The 17,167-nt window shown below is 37.4% G+C and carries 13 protein-coding genes; 7 read left to right on the top strand and 6 right to left on the bottom strand.

Features of this window, described 5'->3' with window-relative positions:
• Positions 1 to 28 precede the first annotated feature (28 nt).
• The gene (locus AC6BKE_RS03435; protein ID WP_499855834.1) at positions 29 to 1,009 is read left to right on the top strand and encodes an ABC transporter substrate-binding protein; all 981 of its coding nucleotides are present in this window, start codon (positions 29 to 31) and stop codon (positions 1,007 to 1,009) included.
• A 47-nt stretch (positions 1,010 to 1,056) separates the two neighbouring features.
• Here the strand turns inward: AC6BKE_RS03435 and AC6BKE_RS03440 are convergent, their stop codons facing one another.
• The 5 genes from AC6BKE_RS03440 to AC6BKE_RS03460 all read right to left on the bottom strand — a co-directional run bounded on the left by AC6BKE_RS03440 (position 1,057) and on the right by AC6BKE_RS03460 (position 6,796).
• Positions 1,057 to 1,857 carry an alpha/beta hydrolase gene (locus tag AC6BKE_RS03440; RefSeq protein ID WP_036125805.1) on the bottom strand — a complete coding sequence of 267 codons (801 nt, stop codon included), beginning with the start codon at positions 1,855 to 1,857 and terminating at the stop codon, positions 1,057 to 1,059.
• Positions 1,854 to 2,840 carry an ABC transporter substrate-binding protein gene (locus tag AC6BKE_RS03445; RefSeq protein WP_499855837.1) on the bottom strand — a complete coding sequence of 329 codons (987 nt, stop codon included), beginning with the start codon at positions 2,838 to 2,840 and terminating at the stop codon, positions 1,854 to 1,856. Before AC6BKE_RS03445 ends, AC6BKE_RS03440 begins: the two co-directional genes overlap by 4 nt.
• 45 nt (positions 2,841 to 2,885) lie before the next feature.
• Positions 2,886 to 4,073, bottom strand: coding sequence for a helix-turn-helix domain-containing protein (locus AC6BKE_RS03450; protein WP_499855838.1), 1,188 nt, complete (start codon positions 4,071 to 4,073; stop codon positions 2,886 to 2,888).
• Positions 4,074 to 4,107: 34 nt separating this feature from the next.
• Positions 4,108 to 5,742 carry an ABC transporter substrate-binding protein gene (locus AC6BKE_RS03455; RefSeq protein WP_342535281.1) on the bottom strand — a complete coding sequence of 545 codons (1,635 nt, stop codon included), beginning with the start codon at positions 5,740 to 5,742 and terminating at the stop codon, positions 4,108 to 4,110.
• Between the two features lie 97 nt (positions 5,743 to 5,839).
• Positions 5,840 to 6,796, bottom strand: a complete 957-nt coding sequence (locus AC6BKE_RS03460) for an ABC transporter substrate-binding protein (RefSeq protein WP_340812413.1) — start codon at positions 6,794 to 6,796, stop codon at positions 5,840 to 5,842.
• 232 nt (positions 6,797 to 7,028) lie between these two features.
• Between AC6BKE_RS03460 and AC6BKE_RS03465 the strand changes: the two genes are divergently transcribed.
• Both AC6BKE_RS03465 and AC6BKE_RS03470 read left to right on the top strand, forming a co-directional pair.
• Positions 7,029 to 8,195, top strand: a complete 1,167-nt coding sequence (locus AC6BKE_RS03465; protein WP_340812414.1) for an MFS transporter — start codon at positions 7,029 to 7,031, stop codon at positions 8,193 to 8,195.
• Positions 8,196 to 8,284: 89 nt separating this feature from the next.
• Complete coding sequence (locus tag AC6BKE_RS03470) at positions 8,285 to 9,256, top strand: helix-turn-helix transcriptional regulator (RefSeq protein WP_036125819.1); 972 nt, start codon at positions 8,285 to 8,287, stop codon at positions 9,254 to 9,256.
• A 38-nt stretch (positions 9,257 to 9,294) separates the two neighbouring features.
• Here the strand turns inward: AC6BKE_RS03470 and AC6BKE_RS03475 are convergent, their stop codons facing one another.
• Positions 9,295 to 10,251: an ABC transporter substrate-binding protein gene (locus tag AC6BKE_RS03475; RefSeq protein WP_340812415.1), complete on the bottom strand. Its 957-nt coding sequence runs from the start codon at positions 10,249 to 10,251 to the stop codon at positions 9,295 to 9,297.
• A gap of 98 nt (positions 10,252 to 10,349) precedes the next feature.
• Here AC6BKE_RS03475 and AC6BKE_RS03480 point away from each other — a divergent pair, with 98 nt between their 5' ends.
• The 4 genes from AC6BKE_RS03480 (at position 10,350) to AC6BKE_RS03495 (ending at position 17,124) form a co-directional block, all read left to right on the top strand.
• Entirely contained in the window at positions 10,350 to 11,912 is a 1,563-nt protein-coding gene (locus AC6BKE_RS03480) for an AraC family transcriptional regulator (protein WP_036125824.1), read from the top strand.
• 100 nt (positions 11,913 to 12,012) lie between these two features.
• Positions 12,013 to 12,957, top strand: a complete 945-nt coding sequence (locus AC6BKE_RS03485) for an ABC transporter substrate-binding protein (protein ID WP_036125827.1) — start codon at positions 12,013 to 12,015, stop codon at positions 12,955 to 12,957.
• A 190-nt stretch (positions 12,958 to 13,147) separates the two neighbouring features.
• Entirely contained in the window at positions 13,148 to 15,058 is a 1,911-nt protein-coding gene (locus AC6BKE_RS03490) for a helix-turn-helix domain-containing protein (protein ID WP_499855843.1), read from the top strand.
• 143 nt (positions 15,059 to 15,201) lie between these two features.
• The gene (locus tag AC6BKE_RS03495) at positions 15,202 to 17,124 is read left to right on the top strand and encodes an ABC transporter substrate-binding protein (protein ID WP_340812419.1); all 1,923 of its coding nucleotides are present in this window, start codon (positions 15,202 to 15,204) and stop codon (positions 17,122 to 17,124) included.
• Positions 17,125 to 17,167 lie beyond the last annotated feature (43 nt).

The following is a 17,167-nucleotide window of genomic DNA, read 5'->3' on the forward strand; positions in this document are numbered from 1 at the left end:
ATTATCATTATCGATAGGAGTGGAACAAATGGTCAAGGCGAGGCAAAGAATTTGGATAGGGTTAATGATGCTACTGTTGATTTTAATTGTTTTAGGTGGCTGTAGCAAGGCGACAAAAAGCAATTCAGAAAGCCCACAGTCAGAGTCAAAAAGTAATTCAGAAACAGATACAAAAATTATTAAAACAGTTGATGGTGATGTTGAAATACCTGCCAATCCTCAACGAATCGTTACGCAAGGATATTTAGCAAATTTTTTAGTTTTTGATGTTAAACCAGTCGGTGCACCATATTGGGAAATGGAAAGCCCTTATACTATGGAATTAAGTGAAGGGATCACAGATATTGGTCAAATTGATGGAGGCTCGGTTGAAAAAATTTTATCACTTAAACCAGATTTAATAGTCACGGTTGGAGGAGATGAAAAATTAAATGAGCAATACCGCAAGATTGCCCCAACATTGGTCATCCCTTATGGTACATATCATGAAGTTCATGACGAAATGAGAGCTTTTGGGGAGATTTTAGGAAAAGGGAAGGAAGCCGAAGAATGGCTAAAAGAATTTGATAAAAAAGTAGCGAAGGCAAAGGACTCTATTAAAGGGTTAATTAGAGAAGGAACGACTTTTTCTCTTATGGGTCCGTTTGGAAAGGATTTTTATATCTATGGTGATGGTGTAAATCGCGGTGGACAAGCAATTTATCAGCAGCTAGGTTTAACACCACCAAAATTAGTAAGCAAGGATTTAATTGAGCCAAAAATTAATGCACTTAGTATTTCACAGGAAAAGATTGCAGATTATGCAGGTGACTATATCTTTTTAGACATTTCAGGAGAAGCGGAATTTGATGAGAATGACCCTGTATGGTCAACGATTGATGCAGTTAAAAATAATAAAGTATTCTACTTAAATCCCGAACGTTTCTGGCCATATGATCCAATTGCAGTGGAATCACAGGTTGAAGAAATTGCTAAAATGTTAAAGAACCATTTAGAGCAAGAGAAGTAAATGCTACAAAAAAGCCCAAGTGGATAAATTACCACTTGGGTCTTCTACTAGGAATCCAAAAAACGGGGAAGACGACTAAGCATACAAGGGAGGACGCTCACATGGTCCTCCTCATCAAATTTCACATAATCAGTAAGAATGTTTTTGTCGCTTAAACGCTTCATTTGTTCAGCTGCTTGATCAGCTCCTTCAAGCATATCTGGCAGCTCGTTAGCGCCGATTGTAAGTAAGAGATTAATAGTATGCTGACTGTTCCAAGTTTCAGCAAATTTGTCTATTTCTTTTAGTACGGCATTGTTAGCCCACCAAACAGAGGGGCTTCCGACTACTACATGACTAAATAAATTTGGTCTCGCACATAGAGCATACAGTGTGAAAAGACCGCCTAATGAATGACCAACAACCGCTTGTTTCTTCTTATTGACTGGCCACTCCTTTGCGATAGCAGGCATTAGCTCATGCTCAATAAAGTCTAGGAATTCATTGGCTTTGCCATTAGGAGGCCAAGGCGATCCATCTGGACGTGGTGGTAGCTGAGCTTCACTAACAGGTAGTGTAAAATCATTGCAACGTCGTTCCATATCAAAGGGTTCCTTTGAGGGATAGCCAATCCCAATAACAAGAATTGGCTCATAGCCTTTTGGTTTACGTGTTTGTAATTTTACTGCCTCAGCGAGCGTTGGAAAAAGAGCGTCCCCATCTAAGGCATATATAACAGTATAGCCATCTGCTGGTGGTGCTTCTGTTGGGGCAGCAATTAAAATTCGATAGTCAAGCTGTTGACGAGATGTCATGGCAACTTCAAAGTAGTTATCTGATGTATAAGGTTTCTTTGTCATTGTTGTCATGGCGCTAAAAACTCCAATACATCCTCTATCACTTTTCCTTGTGCATGAATACCACCATTTAGCCAATAATCCTCGGATGTTTCAAATACTTGATTATGTTTGAAGGCAGCTGTACTTTGCCAAATTTTACTGTCCTTCAACTCATTTATAAATTCATCTCCAAGATTGCCATCATTGATTAGGAAAATATAATCGGCATCAAGTTCAGGTAGAATTTCTAATGATACTTCAAAGGCACCATTTTTCACGTAGCTGCTTTGTTCAAATCCTAATTCATGTGTTAAGACATACCCACTGAAATACTCATCAGTCATGAAAAACATTCCTTTTGCATTAAAGCGAATTAACGCAACCTTTTTACCTTTTGTGATGGAGGCTAGCTTTGTTTTTGCTGCATCCACCTTTTCTTGATAGCCTTGTAAAGCTTGCTCAGCCTTGTCTGGTTCATCAAGTAATTGCCCTAAAATTTTAATAGAGCCTTCTAAATCGCTTGCAGCATTATTAAATACATAGGTTGGAGCAATTTTGGCATATTTTTCGTATGTGCCATTTTCCACATAAAATGAATTGTGCAAAATAATTAAATCTGGTTTATTAGCCATAATTGATTCGGCTGAAGGGGGACCACTTGCAAAGCTAATTTCAGGTACGCCTTGTAGCTGATCTTGTAAATAGAGCTGTGGTTTAACACCATTCGACCATTGCATAATAGGCTTGATGCCAAAAGCTAATAACGAATCCTCCATAACAGGTGCAAATATTTTTGTAGGCTTAGCAGGTAGTGTCACATCATTGCCAACCTCATCTTTTATTGTTAATGGATAAACACTTTGCTCCTTCGTATTTTCTGAGTCAGCCTGTTCTTCTTTATTACTTGATTGGTCATTGCATGCCGAAAGTATGCCAATAGCAAGCAATAACATCGCTAATATATAGGCAGATTTTAAAATCGTTTGACAGTGATTACGACAATTTTGTTTCATTGTTCATCAAAGTCTCCTTCCATTGATAATCATTCTCAAATGGAATTATAAATCACTGTCTGATAGGATACCATGGACGGAAACAGGAAAAGGGTTTGGATTTTTTCCGGTTAACATCAGCAACATTTCATCTAGCATTCGGTTTATAGCAATAGCAGAGTATTCGAACCAAGGATTTGATGGCAAAACATATACATGTCCATTTTTTACGGCTTGGAGCTCTTTCCAATGATCGAGGTATTGTAAAGTGAGCCAATAATTCCGAGTGGGCGAATCTGGGCAAATGATAAATAGTAGACGGTCTGGATTTATATCTACTAGCTGTTCAAGTGTAATAGGTTCGTTACATGTTTGTTGTTGCGCATCAACAAGACGAAGCTGCAAATCCGTAAAGAGCACATCCTGAATGCCTTTATTACAATATAAAAATAATTGGTCGCCACATAAACGGAGAACAGCAAAAGTATCCTCCCCAGTCACTCCTTTGATATCTTGTTTAGCCTGTAATACCTTTTGTTCATATGTTTGAATGAAATGCTCACCCACGCTTTGTTTTTTGACAGCAACAGCTATCTCTCTTAACTGTGTTCGCCAGTCCTTAGCTTGTATATAGACATTTTTAATACCCATTGTTTGAAGCCAATCAAGCATGGAGAGGGAGGGCTCCTCTTGGAAAATGTGAATGTCTGGCTTAGCAGAGGCTAATTTTCTAAAGTTGTCTTCGGACTCTGCATCAAAAATATTGACATGCACTTGAATTTTGTCTTGGTAATGGTTGTAATAATAAGGACTCCATTTAGCATTCAATGGAGCTGCAACAGGTACGATGCCAAGTGCTAATAAATTCCCGGTAGCTGAAACAGAAAAAGTAGAGATTCGCTGACGAGCTATTTTATTAAAAGCAGAAGGTGAAACCCCCACTTCCTTTTTAAACTTCCGACTAAAATAAAATTCATCACTGTATCCAACTTTTCTAGCGATTTCACGAAGCAATAGATCTGTATCACGCAATAGCTGCTTAGCATGTCCAATACGCAGCTCCGTTAAATAATCAGTGGCACTTTGACCGAATGCCTTTTTAAATGCCTCACCAAAGTAGCTAGAACTTAGACCAGAAATGAGTGCCAGATGCTCCATCGTGAGTGGTTGATGATGGTTTTTAGCAATATAATCTCGAATATCCTTTAATGAAATTTGAGTTGTCATTCTATCTGTTATGCTTTCCGTTTTCATGTAACATGTCACCCCTTGTATATAATTATGGGAATTACTTTGCAGTAACCAATAACTTTGGTAATGCACCGAGTAACTTCTCCCTTGTAAAGGCATCACTATAATTCCACTTTGTTGCATCCACTAAATAAACGTGGTTATTTTGTACGGCAGTGAGGCTTTTCCAAATATCACTTTGCATCAATTCCATCGTTGCCTTTTGCGATTCTGGTTTATCAGATAAAAGCATAAAAATTCGATCACCAGCGTATTGAGGCAAGTGGTCTATCGGTATTTCCTTATACCCCATGCTTGCTTGAAGTAATTTTTTTACTTGCGGGTGAGGCTGAAATCCATCTGGATGAAAAAGGGCAGGGGATAGACCTGTACAGCCCATGACATAAAGGCGTTTACCATGATCAAAGGTCAAAACTGATGCCGTTTCACCAGGCTCTACAACGGTTTGTAGCTGCTGCCACATAGTTTGTTCTTGGATTTTAAAACGTGTTAGCCAATTTTCTGCACATTGTTGTTGGCTTAGCCATTGTCCTAATAGACGGATGCGTTCTTCTAATGAATCCCAAGAATTTAGGGTAATAGTTGGAGCAATTGACGATAATGCCTGATATTGCCGTTCATCGTTATTTGTAAAAATGATTAAATCTGGATTAAGCTTTGAAGATTTTTCTAGATTGATTGGAAATGCTACATCTTGAATGTACGGAACATGGTTTTTATAAAAAGATTTACTAATAGAGTTTTTGTCACCACCTATTGGCTGTACATCAAAAATCAACATATCGCCAAATGTCTCTCCATGATAAATAATACGATGAGGAGAGGAAGGGATGACTACCTCATGTCCAGTCCAATCTTTTACAATTGTTCTTTGCTTATACTGCCGTGCAAACTGCTTTGGGGGAATCCCAATCACTTGTCGGAAGCGGCGATTAAAATAATATTCATCATCAAATCCAACTTGCTGTGCAATATCCTTTAATGGCTCATTTGTTTGTAGCAATAATTCCTTTGCATTGGTAAGACGTAAATCTGTAATATAATCTAACGGTTTTTTCCCTGTTAAAGTTTGAAAGATTGCGCTATATTGCCATTGAGCGATATGAGCTAGCTCTGACAGCTTTTTCACGGTTAAAGGCTGTTGATAGTAGCTATGTATATAGTTAATCGTTTCTTCAACCGACTTTGTCATTGTTAATTGGTAATTCACATGAAGCTGATGTTCAAATAATAAATTTAATAGTTCATACAAGATTCCGTGTTGTTTAAGATAATCTGATTTAGGCTTTAAATGATATAGATCTTCGGTAAGACGAATAAAGCGCGTATTTGGGTAAACGGTATACTCCACTTCATCAGAAAAAAGGGCTCCTAAATATGGAGAAGGGTACTCATGTTTTAGCTGAAAAGCTGTAAAAGTTATTTTATAGAAATGGAATTGCTTCGTTAGATCCGATAAATCTATCATAGAATGAGGTTGTATAAGAAAAATCTTCCCTTTCGTCACCAAATAGGGAATATCATCAATCGTTAATGTGCCACAGCCATCCATAAAAAGTATCATCGTATGGTGAGAAGTTGAGATAAATGGATAGCTCTGTGAAATATAGTCGATATCTTCTAAATGAAATAGTAAATTATTGTTAAAAGAAGATGAAATATTGTCTTCCATCTGTTCACTTCCTTGCTAAATGAAAATGATTATCAATTAACTATATTGTATAAAAAGTAAAGAGACATTTCAACAAAGATGAAATGTCTCTTGCTATTTATTTTTTTAGCATAGTAGGTATTTGTGTTAACAGCCATTCTCTAGTTGAGGCATCGCTATCACTTTTTTGAATATCAATTGTGTAAACATGTCCATTTTTCACAGCAGGTAGGTTCTTCCAGATCGGGCTTTCCATCATTTCTTTTGTCGATTGTTTCGCCTCATCATCTACTGGTGTTAGGATGAAAATTCGATCACCAGCATATTCAGGGAGAAGTTCTGTGGAGATTTCAGCAAAGCCTGTTCCATCATCAAGTATTTTTTGTATTTTGTCACCAGGCTTAAGAACGTTTGAATCGTATAAAACTTGAGAAAGTCCAGCACGTGCCATTACAAATAATCGGTCTCCTGGATAATAGGTTAAAACCGATGCCGTTTCATCTGGTTTAACGCTACCATCAGCTACAAGTGAGTTCCACATTTTATCTGCTTTTTCTGTATAGTCATCTATCCATTGTGCTGCTTCATCTTTTTTATTAAGTATATCGCCTAGCTCTGTCAAACGTTGGTCCAAAGGCGCGAAAGTATCAAGCACTATGGTTGGAGCGATTTTAGAAAGCTGTGAATATGTCTTATCATCAGAAGTACCAATAATGATAAGGTCTGGTTTTAATGACAATGTTTTCTCAACATTTATAGGAAAACCAACGTCCTCTACATCTTTTACACGATCTTCCCAAGCATAATTTGTAATCCAGGAGAAGCCTGCACCAACTGTGTTGATATTCAATGCAAGCAAATCACCGTATCCTTCTCCATGATAAACCACTCTCTGTGGATTTACTGGAATTTCAACCTCATGATCTAGATAATCCTTATACAAACGAGTTGTTGCTTCAGTTGCTGTTGTCCCCTTTTTATTTGTTTCTTCATTGCTTGAACCACAAGCAACCATAAATATCCCCATCAGTAGTAATAGGCTACAAATGAGCATATGTCGATTTAATTTTTTCATGTCTATTCCTCCATAAATGATAATCATTATCGATATAGATTAGCATAATTTAGTCATTGTCCAAGGACAATGGACAAACAAAAGATGGGTCATTGAGGTTTATCCAAAAAGCGAATGTCTTCTCTTTTAAATGGCAGAAAATAAAATCCGTTTAACCGTATAAGCATCCTTCCATAGGTGGAAAATGGGCCTTTCATTGAACTAAGATGCATGTAATGAAAGGAGTATACAAATGAAAAAATTTTGGGTGTTTGTCTTAACAGGTATGCTATTAATTGTTACAACGACAGGATTTGCACGTATGGCCTATGGCATTATTTTACCGTTTATGCAGGAGGGGTTAAGCCTTACGACCTCTCAGTCTGGTTACTTAGGTACAATGCTGTTTTTAGGCTATTTACTAACTGTTGGACTTTCAGGAGTACTCACAATACGCATTGGTGCAAAAAATGTTCTGTTAGTTGGAGGAGTCTGTGTTGTTTTAGGATTGATGGGTCTAGTTTTCGTCACTAGTTTCTGGGAGGCTGCTATCACACTGTTTTTTGCAGGCGCTGGTAGTGCACTTGTGTATACACCACTACTATCTATAGCCATTAGGCTATACCCTAAGAAACGAGGGACTGTCATGGGGCTGTTAATGAGTGGAGCTGGAATTGGGATGCTTTTATCAGGCTTACTCGTCCCTTTTATGCTGCAACAATTTCCTACGTTAGGATGGCGAGGGGCGTGGTTAGTATTTGCGATTTTGACACTGATCGTCATGTTGTTAGCGTTCTGGACGATAAAGCAACCAAATCCTGTTAAGAAGGATACAATACAGGAAAAAACAACAGCATGGCGCAATAAGCAGCTATATATCATTGCAGGTATTTATTTTGCTGTTGGTCTAGTCTATCTTATTCCTAATCTATACCAAACAAGCTATATGAAAAGCCTTGGGCTATCCAATGGACTAGCAGGTTCCATTTATGCCATTGCGGGAATCGTGTCGATTGGAGGCGCTCCATTCTGGGGAATGTTAGCAGATAAAATGGGTGTTAAAAAGGCATTAACAGCGGCTTTACTACTATCGGTTGTCGGCGATTTACTACCAATAGTGTTTGAAAATATTGGAGGGTTTATATTATCCTCTATTATTTGGGGTTCATCACTCGGTGGTGTTCTTGTCTTGATTCAGATGAAGGCAAGCCAGCAAGTGCCACCTCCATATATTGCATCTGCCATCGGATTTATTTCCATTTTTTATGCAGTTGGTCAAATGATGGGGCCTGGTTTAGCAGGTTGGTTAATTGAGCATGTTGGAGGATTTCCAGTTGCTTATGGCTTTGGAGCGATAGTTTTCTTTATATGTATCCTGCTAGCATTTACAATGACTACTGCAACAACAGAAGAATTCTAAATTTCATAGCGGAAACGATGTACCTTTGCTATACTTTGGTTAATTATTGATAATCATTCTCAATAAAATACTGAGGGATGGTGAACGCTATGAATATCGACTTTCATCAAAATTTTACTCAATTTTTTCATGCATTAGAGATACTAAAACCACAGGAAAATGCAACACAATATATGACATTCCAATCATCGATAAAGGAAGGGGCAATACATCGTTTTATGCCTCGTGCAGATTTAGAGGTGGTTGTATCGGATTATTCATTTCATCAAGAACATCGAATGTATATCTCTACAGCGAAGCCAATGGTGGAAGTTAGCTACTGCTTGCAAGGGACACGTGGCGTTCATATTTCTAATTGTGAATATGAAGTAACGCCAGGAACATGTACTTTGCAATTAATGGAGCAAGTAGAGGCAAATTTTTTATTTAATAAAGATGAGTCTTATCAGATGGTTGGCATCGGTATTCCCGTAACAACTTTTAATCATTACATGGAAAAAATCAATGGCAATGGCGGTGCTACCAAGTTTTCTAAGGTTCTTCAAGGATATCCCTATCGTTTGTTTCAAGAGAAGATAGATTCGCTTGATTTGTTTATGGTAAAACAGCTGCTAGAAGGGATAGCAGCTAATCGGATGACTAATTTGGAGTTAGAAAGCATGGCTTTACAGCTTTTAACGAGAACATTTCAAACCTTTTTCTCTCATCCTACTAATTCAATGGAATTTTCACAGGACGATAGAGCTAAACTATCTCAAGCAAAAGCCATCATGGCAGGAAATATAGTGAATCCTCCTTCACTCATGGAGCTGTCTCGTTTAATTGGCTTAAATGATTATAAGTTGAAAAAAGGATTTAAAGAAATGTATGGCACAACAGTATTTGGCTACTTACGTGAGCAACGATTAGAAAAGGCTTGTTATTTACTACAAAATGGAACAATGAATGTCATGGAAGTGGCAAATGCTGTCGGGTATTCGAATCCAAGTCATTTTGCTGAGGTTTTTAAGGAGAGGTATGGGCTGAGTCCTCGAGAATTTGTAAAATATAGTTCACACTAAAACCCCTCCAGCGTTATGTTGACGCTGGAGGGGTTTTCTTACTTAGCAATGCTATCTACGACATTTTGAATGATTTGCCGATTAGCAATAGCCCCTGAATATAACCAACTTGAATTTTGGTCAAATTCATAAACATGGCCATTTTTAATAGCAGGTATATTTGCTAAGAGTGGATCACTTAATAATTCAGTGCTGCCTGTATGATCACTGTTAATAACAAAAAGATAGTCAGCATCTATTTGTATAAATTTTTCTAAAGAAACCTGTGACCAATCACCAGCAGCAGAGGCTGATACCTCTTTTACTAAGGTTGGTGTTTGTAGTCCGAGATCCTCATAAAGAACAACACCGCTAGAAGCTGTGTCACTTACCATATAAATTGTATTTTTAATATTCCAGATGACAGTGGCAGAAGGGCTTCCAACTTTGTTGTGAATATCTTCTTTAGCTTCTTTAGCAAATTGATCATAATCTGCAAGGACTTTTTTTGCTGTATCTGTTTGACCAAAAATTTCGCCCATTGTTAAGAGCTTATTGCGCCAATTATTATCCTCTGCTCCCATGACATAAGTAGGCGCAATTTTGCTATATTGCTCGTATTTTTCACCTTCAGCAATTTCAGGTGAACCAATTACAATTAAATCCGGATTAAAGCTTGTAACAGCTTCGTAAGGAAGATCAAATTCAATTGTTGGGATGTCTTTTAATGAATCTTGAAGGTAGCCTTGGATAGAGGTACCTCCTTTGACTGACCATTGTGCAACTGGCTTTATGCCCAATGCTACAAGGTGATCTTCTAAATAGGGTGCAATGACATGCTGAGGATTTTTGGGAATGGTCACTGCATGACCGATGGCATCTGTTAAAACCCGATTAGTGCTCTTTTCATTTGTTGTATCGGATAAGGAAGATGGTTGATTTCCACATGCAGCTAATAGGATGGAAATAATAAAAATGCCTATTAACAAGACATTCTGTTTTATATATTTTGTCAAAACGATAAGCCTCCTAATTCAATTGATTTCTATCATGCTATTTCATTATAATGAAAATGATAATCAATATCAATTTGATGTTTAGGAGATAAAACGAAATGAACAAAGATCGTCAGTTACTGTCCCATATTTTTTATCAACCTATTCAAATAGTGACATTACAAGAAATGTTAAATGACAAAGCAGCACATTTCACACATCCTATTATTGTCATCATTTATGAGGGACAAGTAGAGTGCACCCACCAAGGTAAGAAGATTCAGCTTAGTTCAAATTCTGTTATGCTGTTGAACGATACTGACGATTTTCATCTACTTGAAACAGGTGAAAGTAGCGGAATCGTCATTCAATACTGTGCATATGGCTCTAAAACGGATCATTTATTACAAGATGCTATTTTAATTGAACATGGCTCCTATCGGCTCATGAATCTAGCTAAAGAAATAGAAAAGGAAGCGGACGCCCAAGGTAACAATCCGTTTCACTTACAAAAATTATTTGGTGAAATGCTTGAAGTGTTATACAACCATTTACGTGATAATACACAACAACAACTATGGATTGATAAGGTACTTCATTATATCAACCTACATTTTCGTGAAGAATTAACAAGGGAGCAGCTGGCTGAAAATGCACAAGTAAGTCCTGAGCATTTTTCACGTACCTTCCACAAGCATACTGGTCATACATATAGTGAATATTTAACGTTGCTAAGAATACGAGAATCCCAGAAAAAGCTGTTGTTAGCGATGCCGAAATTAGATGATCTTGCCCAGGAGGTTGGCTACCGTGAGGGTACTTATTTAAGTCGGAAATTTAAAGAATTAGTGGGTATGTCACCGACAGTTTATTATCAAAAATCGAAGCGTGTCATTGCGCTTAATACCAATCATACAGCCTGCTTACTTGCTCTGGGCATTACGCCAGTGTTGGGGGTGTATTCTCCATTTCTGGAGGGCATCGAGCCAGTACCCTCTTTGCAGAGGCTTAAAGGCTATGAGTATGCTATTACGTCAAATTATCAGGAGATAACCGCAGCATGTCCAGATGTCATTGTTAACTACAGTGGTGGCAAGGAGAAACAAGCATTACTGTCAGTAGCCCCTGTATTCGAGCTACCATGTAGACAATTGAGTTGGCGAGAGCAATTTGGGCTGATTGCCGATATTGTTGATAGGCGAGAAGTGTGTAAGAGCTGGCTTCAGCAATATGATGAACAAATAGCGCATTGTAACTATATTCTTGATCAACAACTTGGGTCAAGAAGGGGTACCGCTATTGTTTGGGAAATAGGTAGTCATCAAGCATATTGTTTAAATAGTAGTCATGGGAGAGGAAGTCATATATTATATGAGGATTTAGGCTTTAGTCGACCAGATGCGATAGTCACGAAAAACATTGAACAAACAGGCTACTTAACAGTAGATATTGAAGATATTGTGTACTTTCCAGCTGATTATATATTCGTTACGGCTCTTCCTACAACAGATTTTGGAAAGGAGTGTCTCTTAACAGTATTGCAGTCAGAAAAATGGCGGTCACTTACGGCAGTGCAAAAGAAGCAGATGTACTTTATGAATCAATATGAATTATTTTATGGCTATGACCCATTATCTACAGTGGCTCAATTACAAAAATTAATGGAAGTACTAACATCATAAAAGTACAAGGGAACAAATCACTTCCATGCATAGACAGTTATTTTACTTTCTTCTACAATTATTGAGAATGATTATCAACTAATGTGTATGGAGGGAAAAAATGCTTAGACAAAATAGAAAATTCATAGCACCACTGTTTCTTCTATTACTTCTTTTGTTAACGGCTTGTGGGGAAAATGAAAAAAACACTAGTTCAACTACAGAACAAGATACAAAAGAAGCAGAGACAAAAACGGTCCAGACGACAAATGGCGAAATTGTTATTCCGACTAATCCACAGCGTATCGTAGCAGAGGAATATATTGCTAGTTTGCTTGTATTGGACGTGAAACCAGTGGGAGCTCCTGGGTTGGCTCTTGAAAACTATTATTTAAAGGATGGATTAAAGGATGTAGAAGAAATCGGTGATTATGGAAAACCATCGATTGAAAAAGTTATATCACTCAAACCAGATTTAATTATTACGGGCAATGGGGAAAATTACGATGCTTTAAGTAAAATTGCACCGACAGTTGTCATCCCTTATGGTGAATTAAAGAATGCACATGAAGAGCTTACATATTTTGGTGAATTGCTTGACAAAGAGCAGGAAGCGAAGGATTGGCTCGCACAATACGATCAAAAGATTGCCGATGCAAAAGCACTGGTAGATGCGATTATTCCAGAGGATGCAAGCTTTTCTATTATTGAAGATGCAGGCAAATCTTATTATGCTTATGGCGATAACTTTGGACGTGGTGGACAGCCAGTTTATCAGTCGCTTGGTCGTAAGCCACCCGCTAAAGTAGCAGACGAAATTATGGAAAAGCAGTGGGTTGAAATTTCAAAAGAGGTGCTAGCAGATTATACAGGAGACTACATCATTTTAACTGCAGATGGTCGCACAGTTGAAGATTTTAAAAATGATCCAATATGGGGTAGCCTACCAGCTGTAAAAAACGATCATCTTTATGTTTGGCCTGAGGAACGTTCGTGGTACTATGACCCTACAGCAGTGTTGGCTCAGGTTGAGGAATTAACCAAATGGCTAACGACTAAAAAATAACAGGGTGAGTTGTGCAGATAATTTATTAGTACGATGGTTTATAGCAAGTAAAAAAAGGAAGCAACTTTAGCAATAAAGGTGCTTCTTTTTTGTTGTTTCATTTTAATATATTATTGAGAATGTTTATCATTTATAATATTCACATGAGGTACCATTCTATGCTTTGATTAGAAAGGTGTGAAAACAAACAGTGAACATAGATGATCATATCCTTTTGTGGAAAGCGGCTTCCATTCAATTGTTTGATATTCGTTATACAAGGATGCAAAGTGATGAACAGCTTAGCTCCTATCGTGTGCCAGCAAGCGGTTTTTTGTACGCAATAAAGGGAAAGGCTAAAGTATTATTAGACAGTAAAGCCTATAAGATAGAAAATTTTTATATAGTGCATGTTGGTAAAGGGAGTTGCCTGCATATTAGTGCTGTAGAAGATAGTTTGGAGTACTATTTAATTCTCTACAAAGCGACGTTACCTCTTCCTCATAGAAAAAATTTGCTAGCGTTGTGGGAACGTGAAAAACCTTTTCAGCTTCAATATGTTTTTCAAATTTCGAATGCGCTCACATTACAGGAAAAAATCGAAACTATGCACCGAGAGTGGCTCAAACAGGGCAATCTAGCCCATTTTCATGTCAAAGCCCTTTTTTATCAATTCATTTCTGAGCTTTTGCAGCAATTACATCAACAGCAAGTCATTGTTCAACAGCCGGACCTTGTGGAGCAAATTCAAAATTATATAGAAGAATATTACAATCAACCGATTACACGAGAATCGCTTGCCCAAATGTTGAATTATAGTGTGCCCTATATAGCTAAGCAATTTAAGCAGAAGACGGGTAGAAGTATTATTGATTATCTTATCCAGATAAGAATACAAAAAGCACAGCAGTTATTATTACATACCACTTCGAGCTTACAGGAGATTGCGTCGAGTGTTGGCTATGAAGATGTCTCTTATTTTATCCGTATCTTTAAAAAGTACAGTGGGCAAACGCCAATGCAATTTAAACAACAGCCAGATAAGCATAAATCGTATCGTCCTATGTATCGGCTTTCTTTGTCTAATGATAAAAAGTGGATACGACATTATATTGATAATGATAATTATTATCAATATAAAGCAAAAGGAGATTTATCGATGAATAAAAAAGCAAAGTCCTCTATGATGGCGACTTTATTGCTATGCTTCACTTTATTGCTTAGTGCATGCTCTGGTACTGCTATCACAGCTTCTAATAATGGAGAAACAAAAGCACCAGCTAATGAGTCAACGGAAGTACAGTCGACAACCAAAATTGTATCCACTGTGAAGGGGGATGTCGAGATTCCTGTTGACCCAGAACGTATCGTAACCGATTATTACCCAGGTTTTTTATTAACTATGGGCATTAAACCAGTTGGAACACAGGAGCTTTATATGAAAAGCCCTTACCTGAAGGAGCATAATGAAGGAATTACTTATTTTGAAGAATCCCTTGAAGCAGTAGTTGATTTGAAGCCCGACCTTATCATTACTGGGGATGATAAGAAATACGAAGCATATGCTAAAATAGCGCCTACAGTTTTAATACCCTTTAATTTAGAAATGGATGCAACATTGGAGGAGTTTAGTAAAATTTTAGATAAAGAAGAAGAAGTGAAGGCTTGGTTAGATGACTATAGTCAAAGGGTAGCAAAAGCGAGACAAACGGTTCAAGATATCATTGGTAAGGATCAAACCGTGACGATTTTTGCTGGTGGAGCAAAAAATAACATAACATTATATGGTAATGGTTATACAGGGCGATCATTTTATGATGGGCTTGGGCTAACTCCACCCGCAAAAGTAGTAGAGGAAATTGATCCTGAAAAGCCGTGGCTGGAATTATCACCTGAATTACTTCCAGATTATGCGGGTGATTATATTTTTGTGGCTGTTGATAAAGCGACAGAAACATATGATTATAAAAACGAACCAGTTTGGAAAACGCTAGATGCTGTGCAAGATGATCAAATTTTTGAAATTGATGGCTGGAGTTTCTGGTTTTCAGATCCTATTTCAATCCTAGGACAAATTGAAGAAGTGACAGAAATGCTAGTACAGCATGCAAAAGCAAAATAAATGGGATTCCATAAAATCACTCAAGCATTGGATGTTTGAGTGATTTTTCCATGTTTCATGCATGATTGTAGAAAAATTTATTGAGAACGATTATCAATTATAATAAACTGGGAGATAGTGATAATTGGAAGGAATGATGTAGGATGCTGCCAAAAGAGGAGTTTTTTTTTCTTTGGAATCATGCAACGATTAAAGTACTCGATATACGATATGAACTATTTAAACCTGAAGAGATTGGGAAATTATATAAATTGCCTGCTAATATGTTTCTTTTTGCCACAGGTGGAGGTGCAGAAATCCAGATCGATTTAACAAACTATACACTAGAGGGCTTTCATCTTATTCACGGTGGAAAAGGCTCCACTTTGCAAATCGTGGCAACAGACAAAGGGTTTGAATACTACATGGTATTTTATCGAGCTTCCATTCCTTTAACCCTTAATAAAATGATAGCAAGAGCCATGCAAAGCAATAATCCTTTCAACTATCAATACAGTCTTATACCTAACTCACCTATTACTATGTTTAAAAAAATACATTATATGTATATAGAATGGGGAAATGCTAATAATCTCAGCAAATTTACCATTAAATCGCTATTCTATCAATTATTAAATGAGATTTTCAAGCAGTTAGAACAAGACAGTATCGACATTCAAAAGCTGAATGTCTCTAGTCAAATTAAAGCCTATCTAGAAGAAAATTATGCACAGCCATTGACTTTAGAATCAATTGCGAAGGCATTACGCTATAGTCCATCCCATTTATCCATTCAATTCAAGCAACAAATAGGTTGTAGTCCGATTGAGTATTTAATTCAGCTCCGTATTGAAAAAGCTTCTATTTTGCTTGAGCAGACAAATGCTAGCTTGCGCGATATCGCAATGGGTGTCGGCTATAACGATGTTTATTATTTTAGTAGACTATTCAAAAAGAGAGTAGGCGTTTCCCCCACAAAATTTCGTCAAAGGGAACAGTTGAATCGTCTAGTAAAAGATAGTCCTTCAATGTCTGAAAGATACTCCATTGTCGATTGGAGCTTCCAAGATTATATTGAGAATGGTTATCAATATAATGAAAGGAAGTATGAACCAATGAATAAAAGAGGATTATCAGCTATTGCAACACTCTTTCTATGTCTGACACTTTTATTAAGTGCTTGCAGTAGTGGAGCAACAACAAATACTGGAAGCGGGGAAAAACAGGCCTCTACGGCACAAGCAGTCAGCGAATCACAAACAAAAATTGTATCCACTATGAAAGGAGATGTAGAAATACCTGTAAATCCTGAGCGAGTAGTGGTGATGTATTATACAGGTGATGTACTAGCTTTTGATGTGACACCAGTGGGCTCCTCTAAAATACAAGAGGGAGCAGCATTTGAGGAAGAATTAAAAACAGTTGAAAGTTTAGGTGAGTGGTTCGAACCAAATGTGGAGGCAGTAATCCAATTAAAACCTGACGTCATCATTATCCCAAGTAAGGATGAGCTGTATGAGCAAATGCAAAAAATTGCACCTACTGTCATGATCGATTTCTCTACATCACTGGATGACCGTTTAACGAAGATTGGTGAAGTATTAGGGAAAGAGAAAGAAGCAAAAGAGCTTTTAGCTAATTTCTATACAAAAGTAGAGAACAGTCAAGAGAAGCTGAAAGAGGCAGGTATTTTAGATAAAACAGTTAGTATTATGGAAGGCGGCAAAGGACAAATGTCCGTAGTGACAAGCTATACCTATGGACGTGGTTCCCAAGCTATTTATGAGTATTTAGGTTTGAAAGCACCTGATATTATTCAAAAGAAAATTGATGACAAAAACAACACGGATGAGGCAATCAATGTTTCTTTAGAAGTACTAACAGATTATGCAGGTGATTTTGTGTTCCGTTCATCCTACGAAGGAATGGTGGATTTAACAGATCACCCAGTTTGGTCTAATATCCCAGCCGTTAAAGAAGGAAGGCTGATTGAAATGGATTTTGGTTTTTGTTACTATAACGACATTTATTCATTAACAAAGCAGCTAGATTTCATCGTGGACAACCTAGTAGCTACGACAAAATAGTATAAACATTAGAGAGTGCCCCATAAATATCATTTATGGGGCT

It is taken from the genome of Lysinibacillus sp. COL-1, assembly GCF_059814265.1.